Here is a 17223-nt window from a genome sequence, read left to right on the forward strand (position 1 = left end):
AAAAAGCGGGGGACGTGGAGGAGACACTTTATGAATGAGTTTGTCAAACATTCTGTCGTGATCGTGGGCTACGGAGGCATGGGCAGCTACCATGCCAAATTAATCAAGGACAATGGACGGCTGGCGGTGGTCGGAACCTATGATACCGACGCCCGGCGTGGAGAGGCTTCCGAAAAGGAGGGTTACCCGGCTTACCCAAGCTACGATGCTGTATTGAATGACCCGGCGGTAGAGACGATTCTTATCGCTACGCCGAACGATGTACACAAGGAACTGGCTGTGCGGGCTTTTGCGGCGGGGAAGCATGTCATTTGCGAGAAACCGGTGACGATGTCCGTGGAGGATTTCAAGGAAATGACTGCGGCGGCGGAGCGTGCAAATCGGGTCTTGATGGTACACCAGAACCGGCGCTGGGATGAGGATTTTCTCATTATCAAGCAGATGTATGAGCAAAAGACGATCGGCGAGCTGTTCCAAATCGAATCGAGAGTTCACGGGGCCAACGGCATTCCGGGAGACTGGAGACATCTCGAAGTCCATGGCGGTGGCATGCTGCTGGATTGGGGCGTTCATTTGCTGGATCAGCTAGTATTTATGGTGGACAGCAAAATCACCAGCGTGAGCAGCAGGCTCAGCTTTATTTTGGGCGATGATGTGGATGACGGATTTGAAGCGCTGCTGCAGTTTGAGAATGGTCTTTCCGCGCGGGTCGAGGTCGGGACGACAAATTTCATAACGCTGCCCCGCTGGTACGTGAAGGGAACGGAAGGCACCGGCATGATCGAGGACTGGTCCATGGTCGGCCGGATCGTAACCCGGAACCGTGAGGTGGAGCATGTGGAACCCAAACCGATCCAGGCGGGCGTCGGTTTGACCAAAACGATGGCTCCGCCATCGGAATCGGCAACCCTGACGGGGGCGCTGCCGGAACCGTTCCGCCAGCCGAGCAGTTTTTATGACAATTATGTATCGGTTCTAGAGGGGACAGGGAATCCGATTGTCAAAAACGATGAAGTCCTTCGGGTGCTGAACCTGATCGAGGCGATTTTCCGCTCTGCGCGGGGCGGTGAAACGGTTAAGAATTTTGATTTTTATTGATAAAAAGCAGCAGGTAATACCCCGGTCTTATAATCCATAGGACCGGGGTATTACCTTTATTTTGAACAAATCGAACAGCGGAATCGATACTGATCTAACTCGAGACGCGTCATGCCGCGCTCAATTATGCGTGATGTATTCTCGGCATGGGCAGCGGTTCCTTTCCTAGCTCGGCCCATACATATTTTAGCAACAGCTCCGTCTTCAGCCGTTCATATTCCGGTTCGTCCCACAGATATTCTGATTTTATCTCGCCCTCAAGCGCACGTTTGCATAGCTGTGACACCTGGTTCGGGAAGTAATGACTTTTTGCGACCTCGGTAAACACCTCGTTGTTTGGCCAGTGCAATTCCTTCACGCTGGCGTTCTCGAATCAAGGCACGCTCAAACTCTGAAAAAGCCCCCATCACCGACAGCATAAGGTTGGACATAGGTGATTCTTCACCATCCATACTATGGAATCACCACTATATCTCCTTCGCGTACAAACGCGAATAATGCTTCTAGTTGCGGTCTGTTGGTATCTTTACCGGATGCTTTATCCCGTAAACAGCCGATCTAACTGAACTTGTTCTAATTGCCTTTCTGGATTCTGATCAAAGCTACTTACTCGGACATAACCAATGCGACCATCCATACCGAAATAAACTATTCTTTTTTGGTAGAATCAACCACGAAAGGATAGTTTTTTTTATGGACCTAGATATTACAGGGGGCCAGTCAACGAAATGACGTAAAACCCACGCTAATATAATATTTGGAAATAGAATATCAATTTTGAAATGCCTACACGTCCTCAGCGTATATTTACGTTAAATTGGCGGCTCCACCAGTCTTTTATCGTTAAGCAAAATCGCGATCAGTATGATGGTTGATTTTCGTTTTGAACGGTACGTGGTGCATAAGCGCAAAGAAAGACGCGTACGCCTTCAGTGATGATACGTTTGGTTTGTTCCTCCTCTAATGTCCCGGTTTTTCTCGGTTGATTAAATACCAATAAAAACGTTAATGCTGCGAAGTGCTTTGCAGCCATTTTAGGATCAAGCACATCGAGCAATCCGTTTTGTCCAAACTCTGTAAACCTCCTGATAATCCCCTCTTCAGTTGCGTTATCCAGCCTTTCAAAAAACGAGTCTGGCAGGTTGGCGGCTTCCACCATAACCAGACGGATCAAAGCAATGTAATCGGACGAACCGTTCGCAGAAGCTACGATTTGTTTGCAAAATAAGATGAGCGCCTGCTCCAGATCCTCGAATTCCCAGAGGTGGTCTGAAATCCCTTGCTCAATCATGTCCAGAACCGCCGAACTGGATACTTCCACAACGGCAAGCAGTAGGTTCTGTTTGTCGCCATAATAATCATAAACTGTCCGTTTGGAAACTCCCGCTTTAGCTGCGACCGCATCGACGCTGGAACGATCAAACCCATCTGAAAGAAACAGGTCTCGTGCCGCCGCAATAATTTTAGCTCGTTTGTCTGAAGAGCCTTTGCGGATTTTCTTATTTTCCGTATTATCCATTCTTACGTTTCCCCCTTATAGGTATACTATCAGAAATCGATTAGAGTCCTGCTTTACAAACTACACTGTACGGTGTAGTATAACAAATGTAGCATATCAAATCAATGATAAAGGAGGATTCTATCCATGAATACCCTGCCGTCTTTTGTTGATGTTCTCATTGTCGGGGCCGGACCCACAGGGCTTACACTTGCCTGCGACCTTGCCCGTCGAAACGTCGACCATCGTATTATTGAACGAAGCACCTTATATAACGTTGCATCTCGCGCCAAAGGAATCCAGCCTCGCTCGCTTGAAGTCGTCGATGATTTGGAGGCCGTTCACTACATTATTGACACAGGTGTTGTGGATTTGCCTGTTCGTTATTATACCGCAGATGGCAGGAGTGTGGACAAGCCGGCTATTACCGTTGCAGCCAGCGCCGAACTTGAGACACCCTATCGTGATCCGGTCTGGATTGCTCAATTTGATGTGGAAAAAGCATTGCGCGACCGATATGCAGTGCTTGGCGGTCAAGTTGAGTTGGGCATGGAAGCTGTAGGGCTTGTTCAGGATTTGGATGGTGTAACGGTAACCGTGAATACACCACAAGGAGAAGAGCAAATTCGCGCTCGTTATGTAGTCGGCGCTGACGGGGGCAAAAGCAATATCCGCAAGTTTATTCACTTGCCGCTGGTTGGGGAAACACACGATCATGAGCGATGGTATCTTGGCGATGTACGATTGGAAGGGTTAGATCGTGACCATATCCATATCTGGACATCTTCGGAGGGGATGGTCGGGGTGACACCGCTGCCGAAATCCGATATTTGGCAACTGCAGGCTACAATTCCGGCAGACATCGAAGAACCAGATCAGCCGTCGCTAGAGGCGTATCAAGCCATGTTTGACCGTCGCGCCGGGGCCGGACGTGTTCGGCTCACGGATGCTTCCTGGCTGTCCATCTACCGGGTCAACGTCCGTATGGTTGAATGTTACCGCAACGGCCGGGTTTTCCTTGCCGGTGATGCTGCTCATGTTCATTCGCCGGCCGGCGGTCAAGGCATGAATACGGGGATGCAGGACGCGTACAACCTCGGCTGGAAGCTGGCGGCTATCATACGCGGAGCGGACACTGCCTTACTCGACACGTACGATGAGGAGCGCCGCCCTGTGGCTCAAGCCGTGCTCGAGGACAGCACGAAGAAGATGGGAGGGGTCGTAGGAACGGCGACTGAAGGCGGAGGGTTGTCCCAATCCTTGAGCACCATATCCGACGATCTGACGAGTGGGCTTCTCATTTCCTATCGGTCAAGTTCTCTTACCTGTCCGTCTGCTCGAACAAATGTTATCCGTTCATTTCCTGGAGATCGTGCTCCTAATGCTACGGGCCTGCAAGGCACCGGGTTTGCAGGAAGTGTCTTTGACCTATTGCGCGGCCCGCACTGGACGCTTTTGGTTTTTGCAAACTGCATCGATCCTTCTCTGAAGAACTTCACCAACGACGAACTCCATGTGCATTATATCCTGCCATCAAAGCCGGAGGGGGCGGAAGGCATAATAGACACAGCAGGGAATGCCTATCGAATTTACGATGTAGCAAGTAAAGAACTCGTATTGATTCGTCCCGACGGTTACATCGCACTGCGTACCTCCATTGAGGATACCGCATCGATCTTGAATTACTTGAATTTCATTTATCGCGAAAACTGATTTGGAAAAGCCGCCACTTTTAATGAACCGAGTTTAAATTGATGATATGGGAAGGACTGTTTCTATGGAAGAAATTATTCGAACCGTTAACCTGACAAAGCAATACGGAAATAAAGTCATTGTAGATCGCGTTTCGATTTCCGTTAAAAAAGGAGAAATCTATGGATTCCTGGGGTTGAATGGCGCAGGGAAAACGACAACCATTCGAGCTCTTCTCGGAATGAGTAAGCCTTCTTCCGGAGAAGTGTATTTGTTTGGTCAGCGCTGGACGAATGGGAATCCAAATTTGTCGAGACGAGTAGGTTATATGGTGGAAGTACCTTATGCCTACCCTAACTTTACGGTTAGGGAAAACTTGAGTTTGATGGCCAGGTTGCGAGGATTACCGGTTCCGAGGGCAGTTGACGAAATTATGGAGCAATTGAATTTGACCCAATATGCGGATAGTAAGGCAAGAGATTTGTCACTTGGTAACGCGCAGAAACTTGGACTGGCCAAAGCGTTAATTCATAATCCGGACGTTCTGATTCTTGATGAGCCAACTAATGCACTTGATCCAGCCGGAATTGTCGAGATAAGGGAAATGCTGAAAGCTCTAGCTTCTCAACATGGGGTTACCGTGTTTATATCGAGCCATATCCTTGAGGAGATGTCCAAATTGGCTTCTCGAATCGGCATTATTCACAAAGGCGTATTGCTTGAAGAACTGACAACAAAAGACTTTGAAACCATCCGCCGAAAGCAGCTGATGATCGGAACGAAAGATGATCGGAAGGCTCAAGCTATTCTTTCAGACTCCGGGTATGCGGTACATTCGACTTCGAATAATTGCCTTGCACTACCGGATGATCATGCCGTGAAGCATCCCGAACTTATTGCGAGATTGCTTGCTCAACATGAAGTGCCGCTCACCATGCTTAAAATTGAAGAAGAGAATTTGGAACATTATTTTCTTAAAGTAATCGGAGTTGAGGAGGGGAAACTGAATGAGACCATTGTTGACAGCCTGTAGCGTTGAAGTTTACAAATTGCGTCGATCCTTTGTTTTATGGGGCACGCTTCTGTTTATATTATTTGTCATCACGTTGTACTTGGGACAGCCCGATTGGCCTTCTTTTTTTGAACGGACTGCGTTTTTGTATGCATCCGTGTTTGGGCTGCTGGGGTTTGGATTGGTGACAAGCTGGACATTTGGCCGTGAGTATGCTGATCGGACGCTCAAGGATTTGCTCGTTTTGCCTATATCGCGCGGTAAAATAGCGATTGCCAAATATGTCGCAATTATATTCTGGTGTTTTGTAATGATGTTGATCAGCTTTGCTTATGCCTTAGTACTTGGTTTTGCTATTGGACTTCCTGGATTTTCGTTTGCGATTGCACAACATTATTTGTTCCTAATACTTATCATTGGCGCTCTCCACCTATTATTAAGTGCCCCTCTTGCCCTATTGGCCTGTATATCACGCGGTTATCTGGTGCCGATCGGCTTTGCTTTTACAACTTTGATGCTGGCATTGGTATTCGGGCCTACTGCTATTGGCACGTATCTGCCCTGGTCTGTACCTGCTTTGCATTTGAAGGAAAACGGCGTCGCATCATTTCCCTTGGCAGGTATCAGTTATTTTCTGGTATTTTTAATAGGACTGGCAGGCTTCATTGGGACGGTTAAATGGTTGCAAAACAGGGAGCAACGATGATTTACTAGAAAATACTTCTGCATAGAAATACACTTGGAAGGAGAAGATCAATGTGCCTTCTAACTCTTTGAATCGCTTCATTATTTTCCACTGGACTAAATTTCTCATGTTGATGCTTGATTCCACTACTCAACAATTCAATATAATAATCGACAAAATCAGTGTGGCGTATCCAAGGATGCGCCTGGGTGTAAACGGGGCGCATCTGTTCAAAATTAGAATTTATCATCCGAAACGTATATGGCTAGACTCTAACTCCAGTAATACTAAGTGGCGATAAGTTTACACTTTTTCAGCTTAAAGGAATAAATAATGACAATCCGGTCATGTTTAAAACCTTAGCGTATATTTTCGTTAAAATGTTGACGGTCCCCCATATTACAGCAAAACACCTGCGACACTATGTAAAAGAGGATATCCCCATGGAGCAGGCTTAATGGGCCTTTTTTTGTTCAAGGATACTTCTGGCAGTAGCTTCGTCCGTGATGAGCATATGGATGAAACGTCCGCTCAGCGCTGCCAGAATACAATCAATTTTGTGCAGTCCGAAGGCCATGCCCACTACCGTCTTGATTTTTTGTAATTGCTCCAGCCCCAGTCCAATCACTTTATTGTTGATGGGGTGGGAGTTCACGGTTCCATCCTGGTTGATGAAGCGGGAATTTATGTCGCCTGCGATATTCATAGCTTTGAGTTCGGCTATAACCTGCTCTTTGAGATAACCTGATCTCTCCATGGTTGACATGGAGAATGGATTCCCGATGCCAACCAGTGCCAGATCGATCTGTTCACCTTCGCGCAGGACCTCGGCTATATTCGGGAGCTGGCTGATTTGCTGTTTCAACTCTTCAGTTTCGACTATGGCCGGAGCGTATAAGGTGTTGCAGGAACCCCCCAGCTTTTTGGACAATTCATAGGCAATCTGATTGGAATGCATCTCATTTCTGTGATTGCCGGTTCCCCCGACGAGCGGGACGATTTTGATATTTTCTTTTTTTTCCAGCGGAAACTCCCGCACCATATGATACAGGGTATTCCCCCAGGAGACACCGATGCGGTCCCCGTTGTTGATTAACTTAAGCACAAATTGAGCCGCGGCTTTTCCGACAACACGGGACAACAGCTCTTTATTCAAATCCTTGGTAGGCACCACCAGCACCCGCCTCAGCTGAAAGACCTGTTCCATCTCTTTCTCCAGGGTGGAGATTTCCTGGTCATCATCATGTATGACAATTTCGAGAATGCCTTCATCGCGTGCACGCTGCAGCATTTTGGAAATGATCGGCCGTGACACCCCGATTTGCGCCGCTATTTTTTCCTGGGTCCATGATTCGTAGTAATACATTTTACAGACCTTCACCATGATTTTGCGTTCCTCTATGTTCACATATCGTCCGCCTTTACCCGAAATAATGCCGCATATACCCACTATAGATTGCATTTTGCCAGAGAGTCAAGCACGTATAAAACAGGATAATTTTACCTTGGTTCAGATTTGACACTTTGTTGACACGGACAATACAAAGCCTGCTTACAATTGTAACTGTCCGGAACATATGTAAACGAATGCTGCAGAATTCAGAATCAACAACGGGGCCGAGGTGCACATATGAAGGTGAAAATACTGGGTTACTGGGGGGGATATCCAGCAGCAGGGGGAGCTACCGCCGGATATCTGGTAACCACTGCAGAGGGGCAGATACTGCTCGATTGCGGCAGTGGGGTGATGAGCCGTTTTCCCTTTGAGAGCCGGGTGGAGTCATTGTCAGGGGTGATTCTGTCACACCTGCATCATGATCACACGGCGGATCTGGGGATTCTCCAATATGCCGCCGCAGGAGCGATTCGCAATGGGCGGATGCCGCACAGACTGGCGCTTTATGCGCCGGCCGAACCTGCGGACAAGCTGAAGCCGCTGGTTGAAGCCCATACCGATATCCACATTATTAATCCTGCACAAAAGGTATGGATGGCCGGAGCGGAAATTGAGTTTGTACCGGTGCAGCACACTATTCCCTGCTATGCGATCAAGATCACCTATCACGGCAAAGTGCTGGTTTACTCCGGAGACACCTCCTATTGTGACTCTTTAATTGAACTGGCCCGGGATGCAGATATTTTCTTGTGCGAGGCTACGATATGCAGAGGAAGCGTACATACCACCGGAAGGGGGCATATGGATGCAGGGGAAGCCGGGACGATTGCCAGCAAAGCCAAGGTTAAAAAGCTTGTATTGGTGCATCTGCCCGGTGACGGCAATTTGGAGCAGATGCGCTATGAGGCCAGCCAGACCTTCGGCGGGCCGGTAGATTTGCCGGAACCGTCACGGGTGTATGTAGTGTGAGCAGGAAGGAGTAGAGACAGCTATATGTATAAGTTGCTGGCCCTGGATATGGATGGGACATTGCTGAACCCGGACAAGATCCTGACGGAAGAGACCAAACGCTCCATTCAAGCACTGATGCAGGCGGGTACAGCAGTAACCATCGCTTCGGGGCGGTTTCCGGCTTCCGTATGGCTGCATGCCAGAGCGGCAGGTATGAATTTCCCGCTCGTGGCACTGAACGGAGCGGTTACGCTGGATACAGCAACCGGGAGTCTTCTTGCCGGTCTGCCCCTGGCTGCCGCAGATGCGCTGGGACTGGCGCGAACGGTACAAGAAGCGGGAGCCTATGTACAATTTTATGGCTACAATACACTTTTTGTACCGGAGCTTAATGAGTTCAACATTCGCTGGCCGTTGGCCAATGTAGTAGTCCAGCCGGACAGGGAACTGACGGAAGAGAATTATAGTGAGCAAACGGGGCTGATCCAGGTAGAGCCGATGAATGGGAATATAGAGGTCTTTGTGCAAACAACGGCAGAACCTATGTATAAAGCGGCTGTGATCAGCGACGATCAAACGGTCCTTAACAGGCTCCTGTATACTTTGCAGGAATCGGGGAGGTTCCAGTTGACCCGTACCGGCAGCCGCAGGTTCGATGTGAATGCGGCCGGAGTCAGCAAACATTATGCACTGGAACAACTGTGCAGTGAACGAGGCATTGCCTCCTCCGAAGTGGCTGCAGCCGGCGATTATGACAACGATATTGAGATGCTGCGCTGGGCCGGGCTTGGTATAGCTATGGGGAATGCGAAGCCGCATATCCAGACCATTGCACAGGTGGTTACTGGCAGCAATACCGAAGATGGCGTGGCTCAGGCTATTAAGCGCTACATACTTTAAAGGTTTATTCTACTATTATGCTCGACCAAGGGAGAGGGATAAGAATGAGAAACGTTAAAAAAAGCTTGATGCTGCCAGTGTTGGCGGCAATGCTGGTATTCAGCGGCTGCGCAGCACCGACAGAGCAGAGTGCCAATGAGGGCAACGGAAATGGAGCAGCGGAAGCGGCGGGGATTTCAGGTCAGCTTTCATTCTATACTTCCCAGCCGGAAGAGGACGCTACCAAACTGGCTGCAGCCTTTACCAAGAAATACCCGGATGTCGAAGTGAAGATTTTCCGCTCCGGCACCGAGGAAGTGACCGCCAAACTTCAGGCGGAGCAAAAAGCCGGCCAGACTCAGGCAGACGTACTGCTGCTCGCCGATTCCGTAACTTTTGAGAGTCTCAAGGAGCAGGAATTGCTGCAGTCTTACAAATCTCCTGAACTTGGCAAGATCCCTGCAGAGCTGGCGGATGCGGATGGAATGTATGCAGGTACGAAGGTGATGGCTACCGTCCTGGCTGTCAATACTCAGAAAGTAACCACACCTCCGACCTCCTGGAAGGTGCTTATTTCTGACGAGAGCAAGGATGCCAGTATGATGCCAAGCCCGCTATATTCGGGGGCGGCTGCCTATAATATTGGGGTATTCAGCCGGACTGAAGGGTATGGCTGGGAATTCCTGCAGGGCATAAAGGATAACGGAATGGCTGTTATTAAAGGCAACGGAGCAGTGATGAAGGCGGTAGCGAGCGGGGAGAAATCCTATGGAGTAGTCGTAGATTATCTGGTGGCGCGCGAAAAAGCCAAAGGTTCACCGGTTGAGCTGTATTATCCGGAAGAAGGCGTCCCTATTATTACCGAACCTATCGCGATTATGAAAGAGTCACAGAATCTGGAGGCTGCCGAAGCTTTTGTGGATTTTGTCCTGTCGGAGGATGGACAGAAGTTGTCCGCTGAGATTGGTTATACGCCTATCCGTGAAGGTATAGCTGCCCCGGAAGGCTTGAAGAGCTTCACAGAAATGAAGGTACTTTCAGCAGATCTCGTACAGCTGACTGCGGAGCGTGAAGCGGACAAGCAGCAGTTCATTAAAGTATTTGGTGAATAGAGGATGGAGCGTTCCGACATGTCAGAAGTACAGTCCTACACAACCCCACACTCTCAGTTGGATCAAGGGAAAGGGCGCAAGCCCTTTTCTGTTCTTTCCCGCATCTTTGGAAAAAAAGGAGCTGCTGCCTGGCTCGGTGGCGCAGCCGTTTTGCTGTTCTTTGTTCTTCCCATTCTGAAGCTGATCCTGCTCAGCTTTCAGGGGGATGAGGGTTTAACCCTGGCACATTACAATGAATTATTACAGCAAAAACGCTTCTGGAGCACGCTGCGCAGCACGGCAATTATTGTAGCCGGTTCAACTGTGCTTTCATTGGTACTTGGAATAGCAACCGCCTGGCTCATCGCATATACGGATGTTCCCCGCAAACGGATGCTGCATATGGCTATTTTGCTCTGTTTCATATTGCCGTCCTATATACTCACTTTGTCTTGGTCTTCGTTTATGGGAACCCAGGGGATTGTAGCCAAGCTTCTGGAGGGGTTAAGTCCCGGACTTATGCCTTGGAGCATGTATAGCATGGGGGGGATCGTGTTCGTAATGGGAATTCATCATTTCCCGCTGGTCTATCTGCTGACACTGGATGTTTTCCGCAAAATCCCCCGTGATCTGGAATGGGCCGCCCGGGCAGGAGGGGCGGGCAGAATCGAAACCTTCCGGCGGATTACGCTGCCGGTTGCTCTGCCGGGCCTGACTGCCGGAGGGCTGCTCGTTTTTCTGGCATCGCTTGATAACTTTGGGATACCGGCATTTTTGGGTACACCCGTAAACATTTCTGTGCTCAGTACACTGATTTATGAAGAGATTATCGGGTTTGGCCCATCGGCTTTTGCCCGTGGCGCCTCACTGTCAGTCCTGCTCGGTCTGGCCGCCATTATGGGAAGTCTGCTGCAATGGCTGCTGCTGCGCAAAAGCCACGCCTCGGATACGATTCAGCCGGATGTTTCACCGCGGTACGTATTGGGCAAAGCCGGGAAGTGGGTGTCCGCACTGTTGTGGTCTTTTCTGCTGCTGGTTACGGTAGTTCCCTTATCCTCGATGTTGTCCATGTCCCTGAAAAAAGCCTATGGACTTGGGCTGACCGTGTCCAATCTGACGTTGCATAATTACCGTTACATTTTATTTGAAAATCCACGGGTGTGGCAGGCGATTCAGAACAGCCTTGTATTGTCAGGAGTAACAATGCTGGTCTGCCTGCTCATCGGTTCCTGCTTTGCGTATATGCGGGTCCGCAAGCCGTCACGGCTGAACAGACTGGCTGAACTGGCTGCCTCTGTGCCATACACCTTGCCTGGCATCGTATTCGCTTTGTCCATGATTCTGGTATGGATGGAGCCTGTACCCGGCTGGAACCCCGGTATTTATGGAACGATGGCCATTCTGTTCATTGCATATATCTGCCGGTTTATGATTCTTCAGGTCCGTTCCGGCGTTACGGCCTTCATGCAGGTCGATTCCTCCATGGAGGAGGCGGCGCGTATCTCGGGCGCCGGTCTTTGGCGGAGCTGGACAGCCGTGCTGCTGCCGCTTACGCTTCCGGGAATATTGACCGGGGGATTGCTGGTTTTTCTGACGGCACTGACGGAGCTGACGGTATCGGCGCTCCTGTACTCATCCGGTTCCCAGACGATAGGCGTTACCATATTCAGCTTTGAGCAGGCAGGGGAAACCCTGTATTCAACTGCACTGTCCAGTCTGATCGTCGTGCTGATAGCGGCGGGAGGAGCACTTGTGCTGCTTGTACAGAAATGGGCGGCGCGTAAGGGAGTGCGATCATGAGTATTGAAATGAAGCAAATCAGCAAAACCTTTGGAAGTAGCCAGGCTTTGCATTTTATCGACCTGACCATAGAGGAAGGGGAGTTTGTAGCGATTCTGGGGCCTTCCGGCTGCGGAAAAACAACGCTGCTGCGCATCCTTGCCGGATTCGAGCAGCCCACTACGGGACACATCAGTTTAAACGGCAAAGTAGTTGCCGGCGACGGAATTCTTCTGCCGCCCGAAAAACGCAGAATCGGGATGGTGTTCCAATCCTTTGCGCTTTGGCCGCATATGAATGTTACGGAGCATATCCGTTTTCCGATTCGCACACATAAAGAAACACCGGCAAAGATCAAGCAGAATGAACAGGAACGTGTGTCTCAGGTGCTGGAGCTTACAGGACTTTCGAAGCTGGCCTTGCGTATGCCGCATGAGTTGTCGGGCGGGCAGAAGCAGCGGGTGGCGATCGCACGGGCAATCGCTCCCGAACCTTCGCTCTTATTAATGGATGAGCCGCTTAGCAGCCTGGACGCCATGCTCCGCATGGATATGCGCCGTGAGATTCAGGATGTACACCGCCGGACCCGCTCAGCGATTGTCTATGTAACCCATGACCAGGGGGAGGCTTTGGCGATGGCCGATCGTATTGTGGTCATGAAGGATGGCCGAATTGAGCAAGCCGGTACGCCGCAGGATATTTATCTGCACCCTCAGACCGAATTTGTGGCTAAGTTTGTCTCCAAAGCCAATCTTGTCGAGGGCAGATGGGTCAATAACCGTTTTGTTCCGCAAGAAAGTGACGGTGTCGACTGGCCGGGGCTGCAGATCGCTACCCATTTTAAGAATCATGGGCTGTACCCAGTCCGTCCCGACCAGTTCATTCTGGCAAAGGAAGGCGGGGCTGGACTTTCAGGCGAGGTGATCAATGTACAGTTTCAAGGTAAGGAGTTTCATTATAATATCCGCTGTGGCAGCAGGAATTGGGAGGTTATTTCTCCCCTGTCGTTCGGCATGAATGAGAAGGTCGCCCTCAGCCTGGCCAAAGATTGAGGAGCTCCTTGTTCCAGAATACACTGCGCAGAGTGAAAGGATGGGAAGGGATGCCAGCTCAACAGAACAATTCTGGAAAGCCCCCAGCTTTTGTTATGATGGCGAGGACCGGGTGACCTTTAATTTGCAGGGCACAGGATTCTTTCGGCTGATCTTCCATACCGGGGCCAAAGTCAAAGAACGGACAGAACAGGGTCCTCTTATTGAAGACAAGTCAGGGCTGCTGGAGTGGGCTGGGTCTGACAGAGCTATCATGAAATTTACGGACAAGCTTGATATTGAGGCGAAAAAGGCAGATCTGGTGGACATCGTGGCCAAGTGGATACAAGTGACCTAGGAGGTTCATGTCCCGAAAAGCTTAAGAAGCCGCGATTTACGCGGCTTTTTTCTTTTTGCCGCTTTGGCGGATTTTGTCCAGAATTTAACTGGGTCTCGAGCCCAATTGTTATACCTCCAAGGACGGGTTAAGATAGAAACCAATTCTATTAAGGGAACAGAAAGGAGCAGCTTGGACATGGAACTCGCTCTGGAACCGATTTTGGACACAATGAAACAGGAGATCGACAAATGGATAGCCTACATAAGCGATAAAGATGCGGAAAAAATTGTGAAGCGTACTACACTGCAGGTGGGGATTCACGATAACGCTCTGCTCGAATATTCCAAGGGCAAGGTTGATGTTACCGATACGGAGCCTGACTCCCCGATGTTAGTAGGCGGGGCCAGACCCGGTGAGCCGCTGACGGAAGAGCAAGTGCGAATGTGGATTGTCCCTGAACTTGCTGCTTATATGCAGCTTAAATTGGATGGGCTTCCGCCTGCGTTAATCGATTATCAATTTACGTTTAACGGCAAGTTCCGGGTGCAAGAAGGCAGAGTCAACGTTTGCATTCTCGCATATGTCAATGAGACGAAGAAGACACAGTTGCTGGAACGAATCTCCTCCTATATCGCGAAAAAGCTGGAGACGGGACAATATCCGACCAAACCCTTGGAGACGTTTTTCCTATCCAGGCACCTGTTGGACATGCGGCTGTTTCCGGATGCGGAACCCGGCTGGATCCTTTCCGTCTTCGAGACTATTCAACAAATCAACAAAGGGAACAAACATCTGGCAGAGCACCGGTCTTCTCTGATTAACGCTTTGCGGAATTGGGTGGAGAATTTATGGTTGCCTCAATATTTCGATAATCTGGGGACACAGTGGCAGAGAGAATATAAGATTAAAAGCGATGCCAAACTGGAGAATACCGAGCAAGGGCCGGTTGAACTGGCCATCTATGCCGCAATATTGATTCTGAAATACGAGCCCTCTTACAGTAGAAGCACAGGACTGTCTATTTTGAATTGCGCCACCGAACTGGGAAGCGTCCGGGCAAAACGCCTGACTAAGGAAGGCAGCGGAACGTTTGCCAAGGAAGAGGTCAGCTTTCGCGACGAACGGACGGAATGCACAGCGAACGATGTGTTTGCCGAGGTGACAATAGCCATTAAGCTGGAAACGGAGGAGAGCTATGCGCGTGCGCTTCGGTTTCTGACTCGTTTATTAAGCCTGGGCTTTCCCAAAAGCTACCAAATCAAGCTGAAGTCGGGTGTCAAGCAATGGTTGCCGGTCAAAGGACTGGCCAAGTCGGGTACACATCGCTTTTTCGCCAACGCCCTGGAGTATCCGAATTTGCATCCCTTGCTGGAGGAGTATGCCCGCTCAGCGATGGAACCGTTTGAATGGTATGCAGATACTGAAGGAGAAAAAAGTTGCATGCCGGGCAGTTATGCCGTCTTTGGCCTCGGATTGGCAGATGGGGCTTACTTTCCTTTAGTAGAAGAATATATGGGGAAGGTTGACGAAGAACACCAGTCTGTTCAGAACAACTTTACGGTCGCTTTGGCCGAGCGGCATGGGGTTAGTATGGAGACGATTCCAACACTGGTGAAGTGTATGCTGCACAGCACGGACTCGATGAAGCTGAAGATTAAAGACGATCTGGAAGACGAGAGGCACCTTGGGCTGCTGCTGGATCAGGTTCGGGGGCTTCAGAGCTATGAGGTCGAGCATATCGTTTATTTGATCTGGGGCGGAACGGACAAGCTGAAGAAAACAGCCGCCAAAGCCGAAGGGGCCCGGAGAGAATGGTTCTCCGAGCTGGCACAGGCGGCGAGACGCCGTTAAGCTTAGCGGTTAAACCAGGGTCAACCCTACACGGTTACTTCTTCGCTTTGATTACAGCAGAAACGATATACTGGTCAACATTGGCGCCGGGAATCCAATCTTTGATGAATGATTTGGATTCATCTTTGGGCTCGATAGAAATATGGGTAAACCCGCTTTCTTGGAGCATGGATTCCAGGTCTGCAATGGAAGAAGCGCCAGAAATACATCCCGAGTAAAGTTCATCAAAGTTATTTTTGATCTCAGGAGGAAGCTCAGCCGTGGTCACGATGTCCGAGATGGCAAGACGTCCTCCCGGCTGAAGAACCCGGTAGGCTTCACGGAATACCTGTTGTTTATCTGGAGAAAGGTTAATGACACAGTTGGAAATAATGACATTCACTGAATCGTCGGCGATAGGAAGGTGCTCAATTTCACCTAACCGGAATTCCGTATTGGCAAATTGTCCTTTGGCGGCATTATTCCTTGCGCGGGTAATCATTTCAGGTGTCATATCCACACCGATGACATGGCCTTGAGGGCCTACCTGGCGAGAGGCCAGAAAGCAATCAAATCCGCCGCCGCTCCCGAGATCTACAACATGCTCACGCATCTGCAGTTCAGCTATGGCCTGCGGATTTCCGCAGCCAAGCCCCAAATTAGCGCCTTGCGGAGCAGCAGCCAAATCTATGCTGGAATAGCCGAGTTTGGCAGAGATGGCATCGAAATCGGCGGGGGAGTCACAGCAGCTTTCAGTAGCAGGAGAACAGCAGGAAGAGGCAGGACTGATGTTTTCTACTGCAATTTTCTGATACCGGCCTCGAACATTTTGGCGGATTTGATCGTTTGTAGGCTGACTCATTTTACAACACTCCTTCAGATTTTTTTAGAGTAAAAAGCCTTTCTAAAAACTTGCAAAATGCAATTATAAGTTAAGAGAAATCACCCGGTAACGGGTTTGCAGCATTTGCTGGATTTCCCCATAGCTTCATTAAAAAGCTTAATGGATCGAAGTAGAGTTTCTGTTTCGAACTCACTCATATTCGAGAAAACCTCATTCAGAAATTCATTCATTTGTTGATCAATCGTTGCAGTGACCCTGCTACCTTCGGGAGTTAGTGACAGCGTATAGATTCGCCGGTCCGTGGGATCAGGAGTCTTTTGTACCAAATTCATTTTCATCAAACTTTGGACTTGCCGGCTAAAGGTAGTAATATCGGTGCCGAGCGTTTCAGCAACCTGTTGCATGGAAGGATTGTGGCTCCGATCGATCTCATACAGCAGATGGCTTTGGTTAACCGAGAGGTCACATCCATCTACACTGCAACAGGTTTTGTTCAGCAAGCCAAGCCGCCGGGTCATGATTTGAAATAACTCGCGTGGATTTTCCATTGTGCTCACCTCATGTAAATAGTTATATAATATTTAATTGTAATATGCAAGTATATTTTATTCGGATTTGATTATTTATTATAACAGGAGTGAAGCTACTTTCTCCCGGAATTACGTTTCTCCACAACATATTTATAAAGATCATGGAACTCATTGGTTTCAATATCTTGACCTACATAAAAATACAGGGAGGGATCACTCACCGGGTATGCATGTGAATTATAAGTGAGGTGCATAAAATCAAACTCCATCTTATCCAGCTCAAAGTCGATTTGATAGACAGTTTTCGCAAACTCGTGACTTCAGTCGTGAGTTAGAACACTTCGGATAGGGTGTGTCTTATGCTACACTAACTATCCGACACATGTTTAGGTGACTATTGCAACAATCCCTTTAGTTTTAAGCTTTATATAGGAAAATAACACTGACATATTTTATTCTGTAGGCATAGGTGATTATATGTCAGAAATAAAGCGGTTACGCCTATGCTATTCAGTATCACATCGCATGGTGCGTAAAGTACCGACACAAGATTCTTGTCGAAGAAAT

General features: G+C 49.1%; 16 protein-coding genes. 11 read left to right on the plus strand and 5 right to left on the minus strand.

All coding sequences use genetic code 11. The features are described from left to right. Nucleotides 1-30: 30 nt before the first annotated feature. A complete protein-coding gene (locus IEY53_RS06470) occupies nucleotides 31-1098 on the plus strand; it encodes a Gfo/Idh/MocA family protein (protein ID WP_189023112.1) in 1068 nt (355 codons plus the stop codon). A 257-nt stretch (nucleotides 1099-1355) separates the two neighbouring features. On the opposite strand, the gene IEY53_RS36270 is transcribed toward IEY53_RS06470, so the two are convergent. Together IEY53_RS36270 and IEY53_RS06480 are read right to left on the minus strand one after the other, a co-directional pair. Continuing rightward, nucleotides 1356-1550 carry a recombinase family protein gene (locus IEY53_RS36270; protein WP_229696019.1) on the minus strand — a complete coding sequence of 65 codons (195 nt, stop codon included), beginning with the start codon at nucleotides 1548-1550 and terminating at the stop codon, nucleotides 1356-1358. 407 nt (nucleotides 1551-1957) lie between these two features. Further along, a complete protein-coding gene (locus IEY53_RS06480) occupies nucleotides 1958-2617 on the minus strand; it encodes a TetR/AcrR family transcriptional regulator (RefSeq protein ID WP_189023114.1) in 660 nt (219 codons plus the stop codon). Between the two features lie 126 nt (nucleotides 2618-2743). On the opposite strand from IEY53_RS06480, the gene IEY53_RS06485 reads away from it, so the two are divergent. The 3 genes from IEY53_RS06485 (at nucleotide 2744) to IEY53_RS06495 (ending at nucleotide 6006) form a co-directional block, all read left to right on the plus strand. After that, the gene (locus IEY53_RS06485) at nucleotides 2744-4309 is read left to right on the plus strand and encodes an FAD-dependent monooxygenase (RefSeq protein ID WP_189023116.1); all 1566 of its coding nucleotides are present in this window, start codon (nucleotides 2744-2746) and stop codon (nucleotides 4307-4309) included. Between the two features lie 64 nt (nucleotides 4310-4373). Beyond that, entirely contained in the window at nucleotides 4374-5321 is a 948-nt protein-coding gene (locus IEY53_RS06490) for an ABC transporter ATP-binding protein (RefSeq protein WP_189023118.1), read from the plus strand. Then, nucleotides 5296-6006 (plus strand): ABC transporter permease, encoded by a 711-nt coding sequence (locus IEY53_RS06495; RefSeq protein WP_189023120.1) that lies wholly within the window; start codon nucleotides 5296-5298, stop codon nucleotides 6004-6006. The genes IEY53_RS06490 and IEY53_RS06495 overlap by 26 nt, the downstream gene beginning before the upstream one ends. Nucleotides 6007-6439: 433 nt before the next feature. Here the strand turns inward: IEY53_RS06495 and IEY53_RS06500 are convergent, their stop codons facing one another. After that, nucleotides 6440-7393, minus strand: coding sequence for a sugar-binding transcriptional regulator (locus IEY53_RS06500; RefSeq protein WP_229696020.1), 954 nt, complete (start codon nucleotides 7391-7393; stop codon nucleotides 6440-6442). A 222-nt stretch (nucleotides 7394-7615) separates the two neighbouring features. On the opposite strand from IEY53_RS06500, the gene IEY53_RS06505 reads away from it, so the two are divergent. The 7 genes from IEY53_RS06505 (at nucleotide 7616) to IEY53_RS06535 (ending at nucleotide 15303) form a co-directional block, all read left to right on the plus strand. Continuing rightward, complete coding sequence (locus tag IEY53_RS06505) at nucleotides 7616-8350, plus strand: MBL fold metallo-hydrolase (RefSeq protein WP_189023122.1); 735 nt, start codon at nucleotides 7616-7618, stop codon at nucleotides 8348-8350. A 24-nt stretch (nucleotides 8351-8374) separates the two neighbouring features. Next, a complete protein-coding gene (locus tag IEY53_RS06510) occupies nucleotides 8375-9232 on the plus strand; it encodes a Cof-type HAD-IIB family hydrolase (protein WP_189023124.1) in 858 nt (285 codons plus the stop codon). A 44-nt stretch (nucleotides 9233-9276) separates the two neighbouring features. Beyond that, nucleotides 9277-10323 (plus strand): ABC transporter substrate-binding protein, encoded by a 1047-nt coding sequence (locus IEY53_RS06515; protein ID WP_189023126.1) that lies wholly within the window; start codon nucleotides 9277-9279, stop codon nucleotides 10321-10323. Between the two features lie 18 nt (nucleotides 10324-10341). Next, entirely contained in the window at nucleotides 10342-12102 is a 1761-nt protein-coding gene (locus tag IEY53_RS06520; RefSeq protein WP_189023128.1) for an ABC transporter permease, read from the plus strand. After that, complete coding sequence (locus IEY53_RS06525) at nucleotides 12099-13133, plus strand: ABC transporter ATP-binding protein (RefSeq protein ID WP_189023130.1); 1035 nt, start codon at nucleotides 12099-12101, stop codon at nucleotides 13131-13133. The genes IEY53_RS06520 and IEY53_RS06525 overlap by 4 nt, the downstream gene beginning before the upstream one ends. A 40-nt stretch (nucleotides 13134-13173) precedes the next feature. After that, a complete protein-coding gene (locus tag IEY53_RS06530; RefSeq protein ID WP_229696021.1) occupies nucleotides 13174-13470 on the plus strand; it encodes a DUF1801 domain-containing protein in 297 nt (98 codons plus the stop codon). A gap of 177 nt (nucleotides 13471-13647) precedes the next feature. Next, complete coding sequence (locus tag IEY53_RS06535; protein ID WP_189023134.1) at nucleotides 13648-15303, plus strand: DUF6138 family protein; 1656 nt, start codon at nucleotides 13648-13650, stop codon at nucleotides 15301-15303. Between the two features lie 34 nt (nucleotides 15304-15337). On the opposite strand, the gene IEY53_RS06540 is transcribed toward IEY53_RS06535, so the two are convergent. Together IEY53_RS06540 and IEY53_RS06545 are read right to left on the minus strand one after the other, a co-directional pair. Then, nucleotides 15338-16144 carry an arsenite methyltransferase gene (locus IEY53_RS06540; protein ID WP_189023136.1) on the minus strand — a complete coding sequence of 269 codons (807 nt, stop codon included), beginning with the start codon at nucleotides 16142-16144 and terminating at the stop codon, nucleotides 15338-15340. Between the two features lie 80 nt (nucleotides 16145-16224). Beyond that, entirely contained in the window at nucleotides 16225-16674 is a 450-nt protein-coding gene (locus IEY53_RS06545) for a MarR family winged helix-turn-helix transcriptional regulator (RefSeq protein WP_189023138.1), read from the minus strand. Nucleotides 16675-17223 lie beyond the last annotated feature (549 nt).

This window comes from Paenibacillus albidus (assembly GCF_014644435.1).
Lineage (GTDB): Bacteria > Bacillota > Bacilli > Paenibacillales > Paenibacillaceae > Paenibacillus_AQ > Paenibacillus_AQ albidus.